At 73.0% G+C, this 19,781-nt stretch carries 6 protein-coding genes; 3 read left to right on the top strand and 3 right to left on the bottom strand.

Annotated elements, in window-relative coordinates:
* The first annotated feature begins 395 nt into the window (after positions 1 to 395).
* Positions 396 to 1,376: a LuxR C-terminal-related transcriptional regulator gene (locus ACIA8Q_RS22170; RefSeq protein ID WP_396317586.1), complete on the top strand. Its 981-nt coding sequence runs from the start codon at positions 396 to 398 to the stop codon at positions 1,374 to 1,376.
* 141 nt (positions 1,377 to 1,517) lie between these two features.
* On the opposite strand, the gene ACIA8Q_RS22165 is transcribed toward ACIA8Q_RS22170, so the two are convergent.
* The 3 genes from ACIA8Q_RS22165 to ACIA8Q_RS22155 all read right to left on the bottom strand — a co-directional run bounded on the left by ACIA8Q_RS22165 (position 1,518) and on the right by ACIA8Q_RS22155 (position 7,432).
* Positions 1,518 to 3,059 (bottom strand): hypothetical protein, encoded by a 1,542-nt coding sequence (locus ACIA8Q_RS22165; protein WP_396317585.1) that lies wholly within the window; start codon positions 3,057 to 3,059, stop codon positions 1,518 to 1,520.
* A 141-nt stretch (positions 3,060 to 3,200) separates the two neighbouring features.
* Entirely contained in the window at positions 3,201 to 3,980 is a 780-nt protein-coding gene (locus ACIA8Q_RS22160) for a leucyl/phenylalanyl-tRNA--protein transferase (protein WP_360205010.1), read from the bottom strand.
* Positions 3,977 to 7,432 (bottom strand): thioester reductase domain-containing protein, encoded by a 3,456-nt coding sequence (locus ACIA8Q_RS22155; protein ID WP_396317584.1) that lies wholly within the window; start codon positions 7,430 to 7,432, stop codon positions 3,977 to 3,979. Before ACIA8Q_RS22155 ends, ACIA8Q_RS22160 begins: the two co-directional genes overlap by 4 nt.
* A 264-nt stretch (positions 7,433 to 7,696) precedes the next feature.
* Here ACIA8Q_RS22155 and ACIA8Q_RS22150 point away from each other — a divergent pair, with 264 nt between their 5' ends.
* Both ACIA8Q_RS22150 and ACIA8Q_RS22145 read left to right on the top strand, forming a co-directional pair.
* Complete coding sequence (locus ACIA8Q_RS22150) at positions 7,697 to 10,891, top strand: putative bifunctional diguanylate cyclase/phosphodiesterase (RefSeq protein ID WP_396317583.1); 3,195 nt, start codon at positions 7,697 to 7,699, stop codon at positions 10,889 to 10,891.
* A 283-nt stretch (positions 10,892 to 11,174) separates the two neighbouring features.
* Positions 11,175 to 19,769, top strand: coding sequence for a ricin-type beta-trefoil lectin domain protein (locus ACIA8Q_RS22145; RefSeq protein ID WP_360205002.1), 8,595 nt, complete (start codon positions 11,175 to 11,177; stop codon positions 19,767 to 19,769).
* Positions 19,770 to 19,781: the final 12 nt, after the last annotated feature.

The raw sequence follows: 19,781 nt of genomic DNA, 5'->3' as shown, positions 1-19,781 counted from the left end.
GTGGGGGGGGCCGCCCGTGCCCCCCAAAAATACCCACAACCCCCCCCCCCCCCCGGCCCCCCCCGGGGGGGGGGCGACCCCCCGGGGGGGCCCGGGGCCCCCCCCCCCCCCCCCGGCCCCCCCGCCCCCCCTCGACCCGCAACTGCGCCGAGCAGCCGCGGGCTTGTCCATCCGGACACGAACAAACCTACCGGCGTCCGGATCCGCCGAGCGCCCGCTTCCGGTGGCACTGCCTGCACCACCGGGCTGCAACTTCCTGCGAGCCCCGGGACGTTGGTCCCGACCGGTCGGGGCGCAGGTCCCTGGGGAGCCCCCGGCCGCTGTTGGACGATCACTGTCCTGCGGCGGCCCGATCCGGACCGCCACCTCCGCTTCGACACCCCGAGGGCACCCGCGTGGAAGGCAACACACTGGCAGTACTGGGCGTGAGCACCCGGGAGGAGTCGGTCTACCGGCTGCTCCTGCGCTCCCCCCGCATCGGCATCACCGCGATCGCCCTCGGCTGCGGACTCGGTTTCGACGACGCCCGGGCGGCCGTCACCGGGCTCCGTGAAATCGGTCTGGCGACCACCGCGCACGGTCGGCCCCCGCACGATCCCGCGTTCGACGCCGTCGACCCGAGAACCGCCGTCGAACGGCTGGCCCGGCGCCGGCTCGACGGACTCCAGGACGAGATCCGACGGGTCCTCTCTGCCCGCCACCTGGTGGACGGCCTGCTGGAGGACCTGCGGGCGGGGCGGCAGGATCCGGCGGGCGATCTCCAGTACGTCGAGGGCATCGACCAGGTGGTCGAGTGCGTCGACGAGTTGTCGTTCTTCGTCCGCGAGGAGCGTCTGACCACCCACCCGGGGCCGATCATCTCCGCCGCTCTCGACGCCGTCCGGGCCTCCGACCTCAAGTACCTACGGCGCGGCCTGCGGATGCGGACCATCCTGCACAGCAACGCCCTCGAGTGCCGCAGGGTCAGCCGCTTCGCCACCGAACTGGCCGAACAGGGCGCCCAGGTACGCGGTACGCCCGACCCGCTCGAACGGATGGTGGTCTTCGACCGCCGAACCGCCCTCGTCGCCACCGACCCGCAGGACATCACCCGGGGCGCCCTGGTCATCCGCCAACCGGGAGTGGTCGCCCACCTGCTGGCTCTTTTCGAGCGCCGCTGGTCACAGGCCTGCGGCGTCGGGGAGGAGCTCCCGAGCGCGATCGAGCGGGAGGTGCTGCGGACCATGGCCCGCGCCGACAAGGACGAGGCCGGCGCCCGCACCCTGGACATGTCGGTGCGGACGTACCGCAGCCACGTCGCGGCACTGATGCGACGCCTCGGCGCCCCCAACCGGTTCCAGGCCGCGCTGGCGGCCCGGAACCGGAACTGGATCTGACCGGCGCCGGCGGGGAGCCGTCGGCCGGACGGGGTGCCGGCGCCCTCGGTCCGGAGGAACCCGCTCGCTCGGGCGAGAAACGCAGGAGTGGGAAGTCGGACCCGCCGACTTCCCACTCCTGGGATCGCTCTCGGGGGAGGCTCAGCTGCTGGTGGGCTTCGTGGACGGCAGGACCGCGGAGCCGGCGAGCAGGGGCCATTCGCGGTGGAACGGGGGCAGCGGGAGCTTGCCCTCGATGACCGGGGTGCCGAAGACCTTGAGGTGGGCGGTCAGCGAGCCGTTCAGGTCGACGCCGCCGACCAGGGACCAACTGCCCTGGGCCTGCGGCGGGTTGCCGGAGGAGTCGGCGCTCAGGGAGCCTTCGGCCTGGGCCCGCAGGTAGGGGGCGACGGTCGTCTCGACGCCGACGGTGTCGTAGAGGCCGATGCTGACCTCGGTGCCGAGGGCGGCGCGGACGCCGGCCTTGCCGGTGAGGCGCACCCGGACCGGGGACACCTTGGTGTCGGCGCTGGTGGTCGGGGCCCAGCCCTTGCCGCCAGTGTAGTCGGCGCGCACGGCCCAGGTGCCGGTGGCCTCCTGCTCGGCCTCCAGGTGGACCTGGCCGTCGGCGCTGATCTCCAGGTAGCAGGTGAGGCCGAGGTTGACCACGACGGGCAGCCCGGCGACGGTCAGCACGGGGCTGGCCTGGAGCTTGGCGAAGGGCAGCCGGACGGGCGCCGCGCCGGTGTCGCGGGCGAGGTCGCCGGTGACCTTCCAGTGGGCCTGGGCGCCGAGGTCGAAGCCGATGGAGGCGGTGCGGGGGCTCCCGGCGGCCGCGCCGTGGTAGGCGAAGTGGACGGCGGGGTGGAGCTGGAGGGAGCCGCTGGCGTCGACGCTGGCGCCGCCGGGCAGCGGCATGGGCGCCTTGACGTCGACCTCCAGGGTGCCGGAGGCGTCGGCCTTGACGCCGGACGGGTCTGCGCCGACGGTGGCCTTGAGGTCCTTGACCAGCGGGGTGACGGTGATGCCGTGCGGGTCGACCGGCACCTTGCCGTCGGCCTCGGTGCCGCCGAGGAGTTCGGCGAGGGTGGCGGGGCGGGTGGCGAGGTTGAGGGTGGTGCCGGCGCCGGGGTGGACGGCGGTGACGGCGACCAGCGCGCCCTGGGGGGCGGCGGCGGTGGGCGGGCTGGCGATCAGCTGCCCGGGCTGGACGGCGGGGGCCGCGGTGGGGGTGCCCGACGGGGTGGCCGGGGTGGAGGGCGCGGTCGTCGGCGCGGTCGGCGCGGCCGGCGCGGAGAGGACGGCGGTGCCGCTCGCCGGGTCGTACGCGGTGAGCTGGAGGTTGCGGTCGGCCGGGGTGGCCGCGCCGCCGTCCTTGGCCGGGGCCGCGATGGCGGCCTGCTTGTCGCCGGCCGGCGCGGCGGCGACGGGTGCGGCGGCGGCGGCCGCGGTGGGCTTGGCGCTGGTGGGTGTGGCGGTCGGGGTGCCGGCCTTGGCCCGGGGGGCGCCGGCGGCCTGGGCGGCGGCCGGGGTGCCCGCGGCGGCGGCCGGTGCGGCGACTGCGGGGCCGGTGGCGGCCGGTGCGGCGGCGCCGGCGGCGGCTGGTTGGGTGCCCGGGGTGGTGGGTCCGCAGGCGGCGACCCCGGCGAGGATGAGGGTGAGGACGGCGGGGCCGGTGGCCCTGCCTATGGAGCGCTTGAACACGCGGCGCTATGTTACTGACGAGGAATAAGTTTGTCGAAGACAGGCCAAACGGCGGGCGTCGCCGAGGTGAACGCACCGGGGTGAACGCGCCGAGGTCGCCGGAGCAGGGCCCGCGCAGGCAGGCCGGGCGGGCGGGGCGGGTCAGGCCAGCCGGGCCGCCGGCTTCGGCCCGCAGGCCAGCGGCCCCGGCTCGACACCGGCGGCCAGCTCGGCCAGGTACCGCTCGCGCGGCATCAGGACGGCCCCGAGGCTGCGGATGTGCGGGCCGTCCCACTGGGCGTCGAGCAGCCGCCCGCCGGCCGCGCCGAACCGCACGCCCAGGTCGGCGACGGCCACCCGGGCGGCGTCGGGGCGGAGGTGGAACATCGAGTCGAGGCTGAGGACGGGCCCGGTGGCGACGCCGAAGACCCCGCCGATCAGCTCGTCGCCCTCCCACACCTCTCCGCTGTGCGCCGCCCCGAGCGCGTGCAGCTCCTCCAGCCCCTTCTTCAACTCGTCGGTGAGCCAGACGGGTTGACGCCGCTCGGCGCAGCGCTCCAGCACCTCGCCGAAGGACCGGTCGGCGCTGGTCCACCACGGCAGCCCGTTCCGGAGCCGCCGGGCGAGCCGGCGGCCGATCCGCACGCCGTCGGGGGGCAGCACGGGGCGGGGGTCGGGTGACCACCAGGCGAGCGCGTACGGGTCCGCGTCCGGGCCTCCGGAGGGACCGCCGGGGGCGGTCAGCAGCGCCAACTCGCCCTTCTCCACGGCATCCTGGAAGCGCGCCTCGTTGTACGCGGCGGCGAACTCGTCGGCCGCGGGCATCGGGAACAGCCCGCACCGGTAGGCCGCCAGCAGCTCCGCCGCGCCGAGGCCCGCACCGAAGGCCACCGGCCCGTCCGCGGGCGCGGTGCGCACGTCCAGTCCGGCGAAGGCGTTCATCCGCGCAGCGCTCCGGCCGGTGCGGCGAGGAAGCCCTCCGCCGCCAGTTGCCGCAGGTAGAGGTCGAGCAGGTCGGCGTCCACCGCGGGCAGCTCGATGCCGCTGCCGGTGAGCGCCTCGTCGGTGTTGGCCCGGTCGAACAGCGGGAAGGTCGGGCGGAAGTACATCTCGCTGATCGACAGGTCCGTCCCCGGGCTGCGGTCGACGAAGAGCGGGACGAACGGGGTGATGGGGTGGGTCGGGTGGCCGGCGGCGAACCGCACCAGACCCTGTACCCACTCGCCGTACGGGAGTTCGGCGATCGGGTGGCCGCGGGCCCGGAGCCGGTCGGCGAGGTCGGCGAGGACGGCCGGGCGCGGCGAGGTGAGGTGGTAGACCTCGCCGTTGGCGGGGGCGTGGGCGGCGATGTGGGCGACGGCCTGGCCGAACCGGTCGGCCGGGACGAAGTCGAGCAGCAGCCGCACGTCGGGGCAGGTGCCGCTGTCGGCGAGGTACTTGATGAGCGCGCAGATCTCGGTGCCGGTGTTCATGACGCCGCTGGCGAGGTCCCCGGTGACGTCGTTGGTGCGCAGCACGGTGACGGGCAGCCCGGCGGCGGCCGCGTTGTGCAGCAGCTGCTCGGAGACCCACTTGCTCTCGACGTAGCCGACGCCGAGTTTGTCGGCGTGGGCGAGCGGGGTCCGCTCGGTGACCTCGTCGACGCCGGCCGCGCCGAAGCCGGCCAGGACGGCGAGGGTGGACAGGTAGTGCACGGGGATGCCCCGGCTGTGCCCGGCGAGGCGGACGATCTCGCGGGTGCCGCCCACGTTGGGTGCGTGCAGCTGGTGGTACGGGTAGATGAAGTTGACCTGTCCGCCGAGGTGGTGGATGGCGTCCACGTTGCCGGCCAGCCAGGCGAACTGGCGCTCCGTGAGGCCGAGCCGGGGTTCGGCGAGGTCGCCGACCAGCGGCAGCACGCGGGTGTCGGCGAGGTCGTGCCGCAGGAAGCGCTGCTGGGAGGCGCGCAGGCGTTCCAGCCCGTGCTCCTCGTCGGGGGCGCGGACCAGGCAGTGGATCCGGGCCCGGGTGGTGGCGAGCAGGGCGTGCAGCAGGTGGGCGCCGCAGAACCCGGTGGCACCGGTGAGCAGGATCTCGGCCGGATCGGCCCGGCAGGGCGCGGGGCTCCAGGACTGCTTTACCGGGTAAGGGAGTTGGGCCTCGGCGGCCCAGTCCAGGGCGGCCTCCCGGGTGCCGGAGCCGTCGGCGCGGGCGGCCTGCACGGCGGTGGCGAAGGCGCGCAGGGTGGCGTCGCGCAGCAGGGCGCGGGTGAGTGCACGGATCCGGGTGACGTCGATGCCGAGCATGATCCGGGCGCGGGCGAGCATCTCCATGGCGAGCAGCGAGTTGCCGCCGAGGGCGAAGAAGTCGTCGGCGGGGCCGACGTCCTCGACGCCCAGCAGCTCGGTCCACAAGTGCCCGATGGCGGCCTCGACCGCTCCGGCGCCGGGGGCCGACCCGACGCGGTCCTGGGTGCGCGCGGGGGTGCGCCGTTCGCCGTCACGCCGGTGCACCTTGGGTTCGGAGCGCGGCAGCAGGCGGCGGTCGATCTTGCCGGCGGCGGTGAGCGGCATGCTGTCCAGCAGGACGAACTCGGCCGGGACCATGTACTCGGGCAGCCGCTCGGCCAGGTAGGCCCGGATCCGGTCGCGCCGGGCGCGGGCGCCGGTGGAGGCGCGGTCGGCGAGCGTGTAGTACGCGGTGAGCGCGCGGCTGCCGTCGGGGGCGCCGCTGTCGGCGGCGACCCGGGCCTGCCGGACGTCGGGGTGGGCGGCGAGGGCGGCCTCGATCTCGGCCGGGTCGACCCGGTTGCCGCGCACCTTGACCTGGTCGTCGAGGCGGCCGAGGATCTCCAGCTGCCCGTCGGACCGCCAGCGGCCGGCGTCGCCGGTGCGGTACATCCGCTCGCCGGGGACGGGCGCGTACGGGTCGGGCAGGAAGGACTCGGCGGTGAGCACGGGCGCGCGCCAGTAGCCGCGGGCCAGACCGGGGCCGCCGAGGTGGATCTCGCCCTTCTCGCCGGGCCGGACGGGCCGCAGCCGGGCGTCCAGGACGTGCACCCGCACGCCGGGCAGCGGGCGGCCGATCGGCATGGGCGCGGCCGCCCCAGCCGCACCGGCGGTCGCCACGAGGTCCGGGGTGATCTCGCACAGGGCGGAGGTGATGGCGGCCTCGGTGACCCCGTAGGCGTTCACCAGGCGCACGCCGGGCAGCCGCTCCAGGCAGGCCCGGCAGTCGTCGGCGTGCACGACGTCGCCGCCGACGACGACCAGCCGCAGTCCGTCACGACCGGGCCCCGGCGGCGTGGTGCCGCCGATGGTGCCGCCGGCCGGGCGGGCGGTGTCGGAACCGGCGGTGTCGGAACCGGCGGTGTCGGGGGTGGCGCCCGTGGGGGCGGGGCGCGTCGCGCCGGGCGGCGTTCCGCCGGCCCCGTCCGGCGGGTCCGGGGCCGGTGCGGGTGGCACGGCGGGCGGGAGCAGTGCGAGCACGTGGTGCCAGTACGCGGGGGTGAGGTCGGCGACGGTCAGGCCGACGCCGTCCATCCGGTGGACGAGCTCGGTGGGCGCCCAGGTCCGGCCGCCGCCGAGGACCAGGGTGGCCCCGGCCAGCAGCGTGGCGAAGACCTGCTCGAGGGAGGTGTCGAAGCCGAGCGCGGCGAGCTGCAGGACGCGGTCGCCGGGGGCCAGGCCGTAGGCGCGCACGACCCGGTCGAGGGTGAAGACCAGGGAGCGGTGGGTGACCGCGACGCCCTTGGGGACGCCGGTGGTGCCGGAGGTGTAGATCAGGTAGGCGAGGTCGTCGGGCCTGGAGTCCGGTGTCCCGGCAGGTGCCACGGGATCCGGCGGGCCGGCGTCGGGGCGCAGGTTCCGTACGCCCGGGAGCGCCCTGCCGTCCGTGACGGCGACCTGGGCTCCGCAGTCCTCGACGAGCTGGTCGATGCGCCGCACCGGGTAGGCCGGGTCGAGCGGCAGGAAGGCCCCGCCGGCCTTGAGCACCCCGAGCCAGGCGACGACGAGGGCCGCGCCGCGTTCGAGGCAGACCGGCACGACGTGGTCCGGGCCGGCGCCGGCGGCCCGCAGGGCGTCGGCCAGGCGGTCGCTGCGCCGGTCGAGCTCCCGGTAGCTCAGCGTGACGCCGTCGTCGATCACGGCGGCGGCTTCGGGGTCGTGGGCGGCGCGGGTGCGGAACAGGCCGTGCACGGTGTCGGCGAAGCCCGCGGGTGACCGGCCGTACCGGGGGTCGCCCGGGAAGCCCAGGGAGGGCGGGCGCCACTCGCGCTCCACGTAGGCCCGGCAGTCCTCGCGGGTGGACGGCCCGTGGATCAGGTACCAGCCGCCCGGGACGGTTAAGTCGCCGGGCCAGATCGCGTACTGACCGTTGTCGTTGCGAACCACGGCGTGACGTCCGGCGTTCACATCGGTTACTGCGCCCTGTGCGCTGTCGACTGCTTCGTCCACCGGCTTGACCTCGTGGTGTGGCGGCAGAATGCTGGGAGGTGCGACATTTCCGACTATACGCACTCACGGCACAGGAGGAACGTCCGGTCGGGGTCCGGCCGGGCGGATCGGCCCCTGCGCCGAACCGGACCGGGGCGAGCCGACCCGACCGCCGAACACCCCGCCCTCGCCCGAACTAGCCCGCCGGAACGGCCGGGTGATGTCGCGGAGGAGGTAGCCCCGTTGACTCGTCGGCGCCAACGCCTGATGGCCGTCTACCTGGTGTGGATGGTGCTGTTCACCGGCATCTACTACGCCAACCCCTCGCAGCGGATCATCTGGTGGACGGGCATCGGCCTCGGCGGCGTCGCCGCCATGGTCGTCGGCGTCCGCCTCAACCGCCCCGCGCACGCGATGCCCTGGTACCTGCTCGCACTCGCCAACCTGAGCTTCACGGCGGGCGAGGTGGTGCAGGCGATCCAGCTGAACATCCTGCACCTGGACAACCCCTTCCCGTCCGTGGCGGACGTCTTCTACCTGGCCGAGTTCGTGCTGTACGCGTTCGGCGTGCTCGGCTTCATCCGGTGGCGGACGGCCCATCAGGACCGCGCCGGGCTGCTCGACGCACTGATCCTCACCATGGGCCTGGCGCTGCTCTCCTGGATCTACCTGATCCTCCCGTACGCCCGGAACCAGGACCTCACCTGGATCCAGAAGGCCGTCTCGATCGCCTACCCGCTCGGCGACGTGGTCGTCCTGGCCCTGCTGCTGCGCCTGCTCACCCCCCGCGGCGGCAAGAGCCGCTCGCTGCAGCTGCTCACCGTGGGCACCCTAGGCATCCTGGCCTCCGACGTGCTCTACGGGCTGATCCAGCTGCACGGCACCTGGCACATCGGCACCCCCGTCGAGCTCGGCTGGGCCGCCTTCTACACCGCCTGGGGCGCGGCGGCCCTGCACCCCTCGATGGTCGAGCTCACCAAACCGGTGCCCACCCAGCAACCCGACCTCAGCCCGGGGCGGCTGCTGCTGCTCACCCTGGCCTCGCTGGTCGCCCCCGCGATCCTGATCATCGAGTCGCTGGCCGGCAACACCAGCAACGCGGGCGTGATCGGCGCCTTCTCCGCGCTGATCTACCTGCTCGTGCTGGCCAGGCTGGCGGTCGTCGTGGTCGCCCGCAGGGAGGCCATCTCACGCGAACGGGCGCTGCGCGAGGCGGGTGCCCGGCTCACCGCGGCCGTCACCGTGGAGGAGGTCGCGGACGCCGTCCAGGCCTCCGCGTCCACCCTGATGCCCGCCGAGGCCGGGCACGTCGCGCTGCTCGCCGTGACCGAGGCCGGGGTGCTGCACGTCCGGCACGCCGAACGCGGCCCGGCGCAGCACCACCTCGGCCCCACCTCCGACTCCGACGAGGTGCTGGCGCTCGCCGCCTACCGGGAGACCCGCTTACTGCCCGTCGAGGACATCGGCACCGACCTGGCCACCCGTCTCGACGGGATGCCCTCGGCCCTGCTCTGCCCGCTCACCCTCGCCGAGCGCCCCTCCGGCGACCCTCTGATCGGCGCCCTGATCGTCACCGGCACCGACCAGGAGCTGACCAGCCTCTGGAGCTCGCTGGAGATCCTGGCCGCCCAGGCCGCCCTGGCCGTGGAGCGCGTCATGCTCAGCCAGGAGGTCAACCGCCGCAACAGCGAGCTCTACTTCCGCACCCTGGTGCAGAGCGCCAGCGACGTCATCCTGATCCTCGACGCGGACGACGGCGTGCGCTACGCCTCCTCCTCCGCCGAGCGGGTGCTCGGCTACCCCGGACTGCACGGCAAGCTGTTCACCGACCTCGTCCCGCCCGAGGACAGCCGGTCCGTCGGCAAGGCGCTGGCCCGGATGCGGGGGCCAGCCGACCCGCCGTCCGGCGGCGTCGCGGGCCGCGAGTCGCGCGAGCAGCCGCGTGAACACTGGCGGCTGCTGCGGCAGGACGGCACCCCGATCGAGGTCGAGGTCCGCTTCAACGACCTGCGCGCCGACCCGACCGTCCTCGGACTGGTGCTCACCCTGCGCGACGTGACCCAGCAGCGCCAGATGGAGCGCGAGCTCACCCACCGGGCCTTCCACGACTCGCTGACCGGCCTCGCCAACCGGGTGCTGTTCCAGGACCGGGTCGGCCACGCGCTCTCCCGCGGTGAGCGCAGCGGCGCCGTCACCGGCGTCCTCTTCATCGACCTGGACGACTTCAAGGTGGTCAACGACACCCAGGGGCACGCGGTCGGCGACGAGCTGCTGGTCGCCGTCTCGCTGCGGATCTCCACCGCGCTGCGCACCTCGGACACCGCGGCGCGGCTCGGCGGCGACGAGTTCGCCGTACTGGTGGAGGACGCGCTGCGCCCGGGCGACGTCGACGCGATCGCGGACGGCGTGCTGGCGGTGTTCGGCGAACCGTTCAAGCTCAGCGCGGGCGCCGTCCGGGTGACGGCGAGCATCGGGGTGGCGACCACCGAGGACAGCGTGGACGCCGCCGAGCTGCTCACCCACGCCGACCTGGCGCTCTACTCGGCGAAGGCGGCCGGTCGCCGCCAGTGGTGCCACTACCAGGCGGCCCTGCAGGCCGGGCTGGTCGAGCGGCACGAGCTGAACGAGAACCTGGACACGGCGATCGCCGAGGCGGCCTTCCAGCTGTACTACCAGCCGATCGTCGACCTCGCCACGGGCGACCTGGTCGCCTTCGAGGCCCTGGTCCGCTGGCCGCACGACCGGCGCGGCATGGTGCTGCCCGACGAGTTCATCTCCCTCGCCGAGGAGAGCGGCCAGATCGTCCCGCTCGGCGCCTGGGTCCTGGAACGCGCCGCCCTGGAGGCCGCCGCCTGGCACGCCGCCAGCTCCGCCGCCCGGGCCAGCAGCGGCCGGCCCCCGCTGCGGGTCAACGTCAACGTGTCGGCCCGCCAGTTCCGCGACGCCGGTTTCGTCGACGTCGTCCGCGACGTCCTGCGGACCTCCGGAATCGACCCGCACACCCTCGTCCTCGAACTCACCGAATCCGTCCTGATGCGCCGCGACGACCGCGTCCACGCCGACATGGCCACCCTCGGACAACTCGGCGTCGGCATCGCCATCGACGACTTCGGCACCGGATACTCGTCACTCTCCTACCTGCGCGAGTTCCCGATCTCCATTCTCAAGATCGACAAGTCCTTCATCGACGGACTCGGACTCTCCCAGCAGCAGTACGCCCTCGTCGAGGGCATCGCCCGCATCGCCGACACCCTCGGCGTCAAGGTCATCGCCGAGGGCATCGAGCACCCCGACCAGCGCGACCTCCTCGCCGCCATGGGCTGCCCCTTCGGCCAGGGCTACCTCTTCGCCCGCCCCATGACGGCCGACCAGGCCCGCACCCTCGTCCTGGACACCGTCCCGACCCGCGGGCTGAGCCGGCGGCACGGCCGGGGCTGAGCGGGACTTTCCCATTCGCCGTTCTTCTTTCGCCTTTCTTCATGCGGCCGGGCATTTCTGACGGACAGTCGATTCCTGCCGCCCGGAATCGATTCCAGAGCGTGAGTGATCCGTTACGGAATCGTCATCCTGATTGGTAACTGAGTGTCCGCTGAGCGTGAAAGATTGACCTCGGCTTTAACCAGGCCATTCCAAAGACCGAAATTCTCTTGAGAGAGACTTGATGGCACGACGTTCTCAGGCCTCGTCCGCATTCGCGGCCGGGGCCTTCTCCACGCGTCGAATGCGCCCGATATCGGCGCTCCTGACGCTCGGCCTGCTGGTGCAGGCCGGCGTGGTGGTGGACGCGGTGACAGCCGCCCCCGCCTCCGCCGCCCCCACTCCCCCCGCCCCGCCCGCCGTCCCGGGCACCGAGGCACCCGACGAGGCGTCGGCCCTGCTCGCGGCCCGGCTGCAGAAGCGCCGCATCGAGGTCACCGGCGCCCGGACCGAGTTCTCCACGGTGTGGGCGAACCCGGACGGCACGCTGACCTCCGACCGCTCCACCGGGCCGATCCGGATGAAGGTCGGCGACGCCTGGGTGCCTGTCGACACCACCCTGGTGCAGACGCCCGACGGCAAGGTCGCACCGAAGGCGCACCCCGGCGGAGTCGTCTTCGAGGGCGGCGACGCCGGCGTGACGGTGGGCGACAGCCTGCCGGGCGCCGCGGCGACCCCGGGCGCACCGAACGCACCGACGGGAGCGCCCTCGGCGGCCCCGAGCGCGACGCCCGGCGCAGCCCCGACCTCGGCCGCGCCGACCACCGCTGCGCCCACGGCCACCGCCACCACCGGCACGCCCGGCGCGACCGCCGCCCCGAGCGGGACGCCCTCGGCCACGCCGTCCGCGTCGCCGTCACCGTCCGCCTCCGCGTCGGCATCGGCATCGGCTGAGGCGACCCGCGCCTCGCGCGGCGCCGCCCGCGCGGCCGCACCGGCGGCCGACCCGCAGCCGGCGCCCGCGCCCGCTCCCGCCGAGCGCGAGCTGGTGAAGTTCGGCACGGGTGACCAGCAGGTCCGCTTCGGCTGGCTGGGCAAGCTGCCCAAGCCGAAGCTGGACGGCAACAAGGCGACCTACGTCGACGCCCGCCCCGGCGTCGACCTGGTGCTGGAGGCCACCCGGACCGGCTTCGAGCAGTTCCTGATCGTCAAGGACCGCTCCGCCGTGTCCCAGGCGGGCACGCTGACGCTCCCCCTGGACACCACCGGCCTGGACGTCGCACCGCAGCAGGACGGTTCGATCCAGCTGCTCGACAAGGCGACCGGCAAGGCCGCGGTCAGGATCCCGGCCCCCGTGATGTGGGACGCCGCGGTCGACCCGGCCTCGCAGGAGCACCTGAACCGCGGCCCCGTCACCATGCAGGTCCGCGGTCAGGGCGCCGACACCGAGCTGGTGTTCACCCCCGACGCCGCGTTCCTGGCGAGCCCGAGGACGCAGTTCCCGGTCACCGTCGACCCGGTGGTCGACGTCGGCACGATCTTCGACACCTACGTCCAGACCAACGAGAACATCGACGCCTCGTCGTCGACCGACCTCAAGCTGGGCAGCTACGACGGCAAGGTCGTGGCCCGGTCGTTCCTGACCATCCCGGGCGCCTCGTTCAACGGCAAGCAGATCCTGGGCGCCACGCTCAACGTCTACAACTACCACTCGTCCTCCTGCACCGCGAAGCAGTGGGAGGTGTGGAACGCGTACGGCGCCAACTCCGGCACCCGCTGGGGCAACCAGCCCGGCATCGACCGCAAGTGGGCGACGTCCAACGACACCTGGGACGTCGACGGCGGTGACACCCACCAGTGCACCGCCCCCGACGGCTCCGCGTGGGCGAAGGCCGACGTCACCGAGATGGTGCGGTACTTCGCGCAGCACGACTCCAGCTACGGCTTCATGCTGAAGGCCGCCGACGAGTCCAGCAGCCTGTCCTGGAAGCGGTTCAGCTCCGCGGAGGGCGGCGCCCCGCCGTTCGTCTCGGTCACCTACAACACCGTCCCGGCCACGCCCGCGACCGTCGAGGTGCAGCCGTCCCAGCAGGGCAACCCGCGCTACACCTCGGACGCCAACCCGCGCTTCCAGGTGCAGGCGGCCGACCCCGACGGCGACCCGCTGAAGATCTACCTCGACCTGTGGCGCGGCGGCACGTTCATCGGCAGCATCGCCAAGGACACCCCGAACGGCGCCATCGCGACCGTCCGCCCCTCCGACTACGGCATCGCCAAGCTGGACGAGGGCGTGCAGTACTCGATCTGGGCCATGCTCGACGACGGCAAGTCCCGCTCCGGCTGGGTCGGCACCAACGTCGTGGCGGACACCGTCAAGCCCGGCACCCCGTTCGTCAGCTCGGCGGACTACCCGGCCGACGGGCTGTGGCACGGCACCGCCAACCAGGCCGGTTCGTTCACCTTCTCGCCCGCCCCGGGCACCGACGACACCGCGGCCTACGTCTACACCCTGGACGGCGGCACGCCGGTAACGGTCACCGCCACCGGCGCGCTGACCACGTCGATCACGCCGACCACCGAGGGCCGGCGCGTGCTCAGCGTGCAGTCCAAGGACCGTGCGGGCAACCTCTCCCCGCCCGCGACGTACACCTTCCAGGTCGGCCAGGCGGGCATGAGCTCGCCGGTCAACGGCACCCAGTCCGCGAAGCGCGTCAAGCTCGCGGTGGACGCGCAGGCCCAGTTCAAGCGCGTCGTCTACCAGTACCGCCGCGGCCCCGGCGCCACCGAGTACGCCGTCCCCCGCACCAACCTGACCAAGGCGGACAACACCGCGGTCTCCGAGGACAAGCCGCGGCTCGCGGACCTCGGCCCGCACGCCAACTGGAGCGTCCTCGACACGCTCGGCCAGGTCGGCGGCGTCGTCCAGGTCCGCGCCCTCCTCTTCCCCGAGGACGGCTCCGGCAGCGGCTACGCCACCGTGTGGAACACCATCACCGTCGACCGCAACGCCGACGGCGCGGCGGGCGCGGGCATCGGCCCCGGCTCGGTCAACCTGCTGACCGGTGACTTCTCGACCGACGTGACGGACGTCAACGAGTTCGGCATGTCGGTCAAGCGCGCGGCCTCGTCGCGTGACGCCGGCCGCGGCTGGCAGCCCCAGGGTGAGCGCCTGACGCTCAACCAGCGCCAGGTCGGCACCGACCTGACCGGCTTCACCGCCGGTCAGGCGACCCTCGCCCGTTCCACGGCCCGCGGTCACGACAACTCGACCGACTCCCTGCTGGTCGTCCCGGCCAGCTCCGGCTGGGACTCCTTCGCCGCGCTCGGCCCCGAGTACACGCTCGGCCAGGGCATGCAGCCCGGCAAGACCTACCGCCTCACCGGCTGGATCTACGTCCCCGGCGCGACCGGCCTGGACAACCCGCTGGCCAACCGCGGCCTGCGCATGGTCGGCGTCTACCGCACCCCGGCCGGCTACGGCGAGACCGCGTCCCCGAAGGCCTCGTTCACCGACGGCTGGCAGCAGCTGACGCTGGACATGACGGTCCCGAAGGACGCCACCGAGGCCTGGTTCCGCCTCTACAACGGCAACGCCGCGGGCAGCGGCAAGGAGGTCTTCTTCGACGACCTGTCGCTGAAGGAGATCGTCGCCCCGTTCGGCCCGCAGTGGGCCGGCGGCCCCGACGCGGGCACCGACGCGGACTTCCGCGCACTGTCCTTCCCGCAGTCCGACCTGGTCGAGATCAAGGGGAACGACGAGTCCTCGCTGACCTTCGCCAAGGGAAGTGACGGCAGCTTCTTCCCCGAACCCGGCGCCGAGGCGATGTCCCTCAAGGCCGTGCCGGCGAAGTCCGGTGCCGTGGTCCTGTCGACCACGGGGCAGTGCCTCGAGGTCCCGAACGGCGCCGCCGGGAACGGTGCCCGGCTCCAGCCGGCCGCCTGCACCGGTGCGTCGAACCAGCAGTGGACCCGCGGGGACGACCTGACCCTGCGCCTGCTCGGCTACTGCCTGGACAACCCCTGGGGCCAGACCGCCAACGCCACCCCGCTCACCCTGTGGGGCTGCAACGGCGGCGACAACCAGCAGTGGGAGGTCCGCACCGACGGCACGGTCATGAACCGTCACTCGGGCCAGTGCCTGGACGCCGACAAGGGCGCCTCGATCTGGGTCTGCTGGGCCGGCCCCAACCAGGTCTGGGACATCCAGACCGCCGGCACCACGTACGAGCTGACCGCTCTGGACGGTGCGAAGTCCGTCTTCGCCCGCCAGGCAGGCTCCACCATCTACCAGCTGGTCAGCGAGATCGGGTCGGACCCCTCGTCGACCACCCGCTACCAGTACGACACCTCCGCGGGTCGCTCACTCGTCAAGCGCGTGATCCCGTCCGTCGAACCGGGCGTCGACGACGTCAACGGCTGCACGGTCGACCCGCTGCCTCGCGGCTGCGAGGTGATGGAGTACGACTACGCCAAGGCGACCACCGCCACGTCCACGAACCCGGGTGACTACCTGGACCGGGTCCGCGGCGTGAAGGTCTGGTCGTGGAACCCGGCCACCTCCAGGCAGGAGCCGGTCGAGGTCGCGCACTACGCGTACGACGACAAGGGCCGCCTGGCACAGGTCTGGGACCCGCGACTGGCCACCCCGCTGAAGACCACGTACGCCTACGACGACGCCGGCCGGGTCACCCGGATCGGCGCCGCCGGCGAGCTGCCGTGGAGCTTCGACTACGGCAAGGCCGCCGCCGACCAGGACCCGGGCCGTCTGCTCAAGGTCCGCCGCGGCACCCTCGCGCCGGGCAGCAAGGACCAGGTCAACGGCGAGAACGCGACCAGCGTCGTCTACGACGTGCCGCTGACCCGCGGCGCCGGCGGCCCGTACGACCTGTCCGGTGGGGACGTGGCCACGTGGGCACAGACCGACGCGCCCACCGATGCCACCGCCGTCTTCGGCCCCGAGGACGACCCGGGCACGAACACCGCCTCGGCCGCCAAGCCGGGTGCGGACGGCTACAAGCCGGCCACCGTGCACTACCTCAACGCCTCCGGCAACGAGGTCAACACCGCGACCCCGTCCGTCACCCCCGGCGGTGACATCGACACCAAGGAGTACGACCGGTACGGCAACGTCCTCCGTGCCCTGGAGGCCACCAACCGCTCGCTCGCGCTCGGCACCCACCCGGACACGGACAAGCTCGCCGCCGAGCTGAACCTGCCCCAGATCCCGGCCGACCTCACGGCCGCCGACCTGAACGACGAACAGAAGGCCCGCAAGGCCGAGATCACCAAGTCCCGGGCGCGCCTGCTCGACTCCCGCACCGCCTACTCGGCGGACGGCCAGGACGTGGTCGACACGCTCGGCCCGGTCTACCGCGCCTCACTGGCCGAGCAGGTCAACGGCCAGACCAACCCGGCCGTGGTGACGGGCGAGGCGGAGAAGCTCCCCCAGCTCGGCACCAACACCAAGGTGCAGACCGACAACGACTGCTGCGGCGTCACCTGGTCCGGCGGAGCCCAGCTGGGCGTCCGCGGTACGGCCATGGGTGCGTTCGACGCGATGCGCGTCACCGTTCCCGAGGAGGGCGACTACGTCCTCTCCGGCCAGCTGACCAAGAACAGCGACCACGGCGTCGTCCAGTTCGCGATCGACGGCAAGGACGTCGGCCAGCGGATCGACACGTACAGCGCCAACGCCGTGGTGGCCCCGTACACCACCGGCGCGGCGGTGAAGCTGACGCGCGGCGACCACGAGGTCAAGGTCACCGTCGTCGACACCAACGCGGCCAGCGGCGGCGAGCGGTTCCACGCCGGGCTCGACACCGTCACCCTCACCAAGGCGACGGTCAACCCGACCCTGGCGGCCGGCACCTCGGTCGTGGCGCGCGACCACAACACCGTCACCTACGACGAGGGGAAGCCCGACGGCCGGGCCTACCACCTGGCCACCACCTCCACCGACGGCGCCCGGATCGACGGCTACGCCGACGATGTCGAACTGCGCGTCACCAAGCACGGCTTCGACCCGGTCATCGGCGGCACCTCCGGGTGGACGCTGCGGGCGGCCACCTCGGTGACCACCGACGCCCTGGGGGCCAAGCTCACCTCGACGGTGCGGTACGACGCCCTCGGGCACGCGCTGGAGTCGCGCAAGCCCGGCTCGACCGGCAGCGACGCCGGGACGGTCAAGTCGGTGTTCTACACCGCCGGGGCCAATCCGGACGACGCCGCGTGCGCCAACCGACCCGAGTGGGCCGGCCTGCCCTGCGTCACCATGCCGGGCGGCGCCGTCACCGGGGCCGACGCCTCGCGGATGACGACCACCCTGCCGGTGAAGCGGGTCACCCGCTACTCGGCCTTCAACGAGCCCGAGGAGATCACCGAGAACAACGCGGGCAAGTCGCGGAAGACCGTCACCGGCTACGACAACGCCGACCGGATCACCTCGGCCGAGATCACCTCCGACGAGGGACTCGCGCTCCCGAAGGTCACCACGGAGTACGACCCGGCGACGGGCGACATCGTCAAGACCACCGCGGGCGGCAAGTCCCTGACCAGGGTCCTGGACCAGCTCGGCCGACTGATCTCCTACACGGACGCCGACGGTGGCACCACCACCACGGAGTTCGACAGGTTCGGCAAGCCGGTGAAGGTGAGCGACCCGACCGGGTCGACCGCCTACGCCTACGACCGGGCGAAGGAGCCCCGCGGGCTGGTCACCTCGGTGACCGACAGCGTCGCGGGTGAGTTCACCGCCAAGTACGGACCGGACGGCCAGCTCGTCGAGCAGACCTACCCGGGCGGGATCGTCCGCAAGGACACCTTCAACGCCGTCGGCGAAGCCACCGGCCGGAGCTACGTCCGCACCTCCGACAACGCCGTGGTCTGGACCCAGACCAGCGACGTCTCCACCCAGGGCCAGGTGGCCAAGGACACCAGCTCCACCGCCACCCGCTCCTATCAGTACGACCGGCTCGGCCGGCTGGTGAAGGCCGAGCAGACCACGGTCGCCACGGGCTGCGTCACCCGCCAGTACGCCTTCGACGCCCACTCCAACCGTCTGTCCAAGCAGACCTCCCCGCGCGGGGCGGCCGGCGAGTGCAGCACGGCCGGGGCCACGGCGGAGAACCACACCTACGACAGCGCCGACCGGCTCACCGACGCCGGGTTCGTCTACGACGCCTTCGGGCGGACGGTGAAGACGGCCACCGGCGCGACCAACACCTACTGGGCGAACGACCGCGTCGCCGCCCAGGAGAAGGGGGACACCAAGCAGGAGTGGGCCGTCGACGCCGCCCACCGTCTGACCGCGTTCACCACCAGCAAGAAGCAGGCGGACGGCTCCTGGGCCAACGCCACGTCGAAGCTGAACCACTACGGCGACGACTCCGACGAGGTCCGCTGGACGGTCGAGGACACCACTCAGGGCAACCTGACCCGCAACGTCTCGGGGCCGGACGGCGACCTGGTCGCCACCACCAGCAGGACCGGTGACGTCCAGCTGCAGCTGACCAACCTGTTCGGCTCGGTGGTCATCACCACGGACACGGCACTGGCCAAGCCGGTGGTGCTGGACTTCGACGAGTTCGGCATCCCGCAGGACGGCCAGGCGGGCGTCCGCTACGGCTGGCTCGGCGGGAAGCAGCGCTCGGCCGAGGCCCAGGACGGCGACATCCTCATGGGTGCCCGTCTCTACAGCCCGGCGCTCGGCCGCTTCCTGCAGGTCGACCCGGTTCCGGGCGGCAATGCCAGCGCCTACGACTACTGCACCGGCGACCCGATCAACTGCACCGACCTCGACGGCAACTGGGGCATGCCCAAGTGGCTGAAGAAGACGGTGGAGGTCGTCGCCAAGGTGGCGGAGGTGGCGTCGTACATCCCCGGCCCCATCGGTGCCGTCGCGGCCGCCGTCTCCTCGGTGTCGTACGCCGCCACCGGGAACTGGGCGAAGGCCGCCGAGATGGCGGTGACCGCCGTGGCGGCGACCGTCGGCGCCGGCCCCGTGGTCAAGGCCGCGGCGACAGCCGTGAAGTCCACCCGGGCGGCGTCCCGGGTGGAGAGGGCCGCCAACACCGCACGGAAGATCTTCCGCCGAACGGGCTGCAACTCGTTCGAACCGGAGACGCCGGTCCTGATGGCCGACGGAACGTATCTGCCGATCAGCGAGATCCAGGTCGGCGACTACGTCGCGGCAGCTGACCCGGAAACCGGCGAAACCAAGGCCCAGCCCGTCCTCGCGGTCTACACGAGCTTCGCCCCGAAGCACATCGTCGAGATCGGTACGGACACCGACCCGGCCTCGCCGGGCATCCGGGCGACCTCCTACCACCCGGTCTTCGTCGAGGGCCGTGGATGGGTCAACGCGGCGGACGTCCGGATCGGCGACCAGCTGCAGGGGCCGAACGGCACGCTCAGCACGGTCACCTGGGTGCACGACGAGGGCGACCTCGACGAGCAGCTCGTCTACAACCTGAACGTCGGCAACGCCCACACGTACTTCGTGGCCACCGGGTCCGACGACGTCCTGGTCCACAACAGCAGCGACACCTGCCCGATCGTCCGGGTCCACCCGACGTCCCGGTCCGGCATGGCAGGGCCGGGGCCGTACGCACGCTTCGGAGTCGTCTGGCCCAAGGGAATGTCCCGCTCGTTCGGCCCGATCAAGGCCAAGATCGACATGATCGGCCGGAAGTACGGCTGCCATGCGTGTGGCAGCAAGACCGACCTCACCTCGAAGGGTCACCACATTCCCGACCACATTCCCGCGGTTTCCGTCAACCGGCGCGCAGGGGGAAATCTCCCCACGATCCTGCTCCCGCACTGCACGGTATGCTCGGCAAAACAAGCGAGGTTCATGTCGAGAGTCTCGAACGCAATCAAGAAGCGGCGAGCCGGTCGCTGATGAGATCGCACG

Source organism: Kitasatospora sp. NPDC051705, assembly GCF_044453265.1.
Lineage (GTDB): Bacteria > Actinomycetota > Actinomycetes > Streptomycetales > Streptomycetaceae > Kitasatospora.
This window is presented reverse-complemented; position numbering and strand designations above follow the sequence as displayed.